General features: G+C 29.9%; 1 protein-coding gene. It reads left to right on the forward strand.

From position 1 onward, the window contains the following. Window positions 1–774 precede the first annotated feature (774 nt). Window positions 775–1,773 carry a protein rep gene (locus tag HZY83_RS06740; RefSeq protein WP_001160226.1) on the forward strand — a complete coding sequence of 333 codons (999 nt, stop codon included), beginning with the start codon at window positions 775–777 and terminating at the stop codon, window positions 1,771–1,773. Window positions 1,774–2,143 lie beyond the last annotated feature (370 nt).

Genomic DNA, 2,143 nt, shown 5'->3' on the forward strand with positions numbered 1-2,143 from the left:
GGTTTTAGCTTTTTATTGAGAAGGATAATTAAAATAAAAAAACATATTTTTTTCTGAAAGTGTTGAGAAATAAATTTTAAAATGATTTATTGTCTCTCTGTTGAACGAAAAAAGTTTTTAGTTATTTTTATACGTGGAATGATTAAATGTCCTAGAAAGGGCTTAAAATGCAAAATAAAAAGACTACTCATTTTTTGAGTAGCCGGGAATAGTTTTTGATGTATTAAATGAAAAGGAGTAATACATTAATCATATCACACGCATTTATGCCGAGAAAATTTATTGATGTTGAGAAGAACCCTTAACTAAACTTGGAGACGAATGTCGGCATAGCGTGAGCTATTAAGCCGACGATTCGACAAGTTTAGGGATTGTTAAGGGTTCCGAGGCTCAACGTCAATAAAGCAATTGGAATAAAGCATTAAAAAATAGCCACTCAATTTGTGAGTAGCTATTTTTGGGCGAAGATCACTTCACATTAAAAGACTAAATGTGAATGAGGATAATGCTATATTTTGACTTTAACACTTATTTAATTACAGTGCATTCAAAAGTATTTAACGATGAGATTTTTTGGTTTTTTTGAAACGAGTGAAACGAGTTTCTTCTTGTCTTGATACTATATAGAAATAACTCAAATAATTAAAATAGGTATAAAACGTTGATATGATAGTGTTTCGGATGTTTTTTTGGCGTGAAAGAAAAATTTGACATGAAAAAACCCCAGTTATATGATTAAGGTGTCGAATCTAAATCATTACTGGGGGATTTTTTATGCAATTTAATACTACAAGATATATAGACGAAAATCAAGATAATGAAACATTGAAAGATATGTCTAAAAGTGGGACGCAACGCCCATGGAGAGAAAAGAAAATCGGCAATGTAAGTTATGCTGATATACTAGAAATTTTAAAAATTAAAAAGGCTTTTAACGTAAAACAATGTGGTAACGTCTTAGAATTTAAGCCGACTGATGAAGGGTATTTAAAACTTTATAAAACATGGTTTTGTAAGTCTAAATTATGTCCGGTTTGTAATTGGAGGCGTTCAATGAAAAACAGTTATCAAGCCCAAAAAGTAATTGAGGAAGTTATTAAAGAAAAACCAAAAGCACGTTGGTTGTTTTTAACACTTTCAACGAAAAATGCGATTGATGGTGAGCATTTAGAACAAAGTTTAAAACATATGTCGAAAGCTTTTAACAAGTTGAAAATGTATGCAAAAGTTAAAAAGAATTTAATCGGTTTTATGCGTTCAACTGAAGTTACAGTTAATAAAAATGACGGTAGTTATAATCAACATATGCATGTTTTATTGTGTGTTGAAAATGCATATTTTAGAAAAAAAGAAAATTATATTACTCAAGAAGAGTGGATCAATTTATGGCAAAAAGCACTTCAAGTTGATTACAAACCTGTCGCAAATATCAAAGCAATTAAGCCAAATAAAAAAGGCGATAAAGATATACAAGCTGCAATTAAAGAGACATCAAAATACTCGGTTAAGTCGTCTGATTATTTAACGGGAAATCATGAAAAAGACGCAGAAATTGTTCAAGATTTAGAACAAGGTTTATACAGAAAACGCATGTTGAGTTATGGTGGATTGCTTAAGAAAAAGCATAAACTTTTGAATTTAGATGATGCCGAAGATGGTAACTTAATTCAAACAAGTGATGAAGAAAAAACGACAGAAGAAGAACAAAAAGCTCATTCAATTACGGCAATTTGGAATTTTGAAAAGCAAAATTACTTCTTAAAAAATTTGTAATGTTGTCTAAATATAATAATATTCTTTGTAAGAATTTCAGAAAAATATATACCATATGGAGACATTTTTGATTTTGGGTAGCTATTCGGTAGCTTTTGTGTAGTCGTTCGGGAGACATATAACAATTGTTATCGCATAAATAGGAATCCCATTTGACACTGTCAAATCAATATTTTGTACAGAAATAGCTACCGAATGGAGACATTTGGAGACATTTCTGTGCAGGATTCCTCTTATGCTCTTTTAAAATACAAGAGTTACATTATACACCTATTTTTTAAGGCTTTAGCTTTTTATTAAGAAGAATAACCGAGATAGAAAAACATATTTCGTATTATAAAAGATTTAGAAAATGAATTTTAAAAAGACA

The organism is Gemella sp. GH3 (genome assembly GCF_013415425.1).
Lineage (GTDB): Bacteria > Bacillota > Bacilli > Staphylococcales > Gemellaceae > Gemelliphila.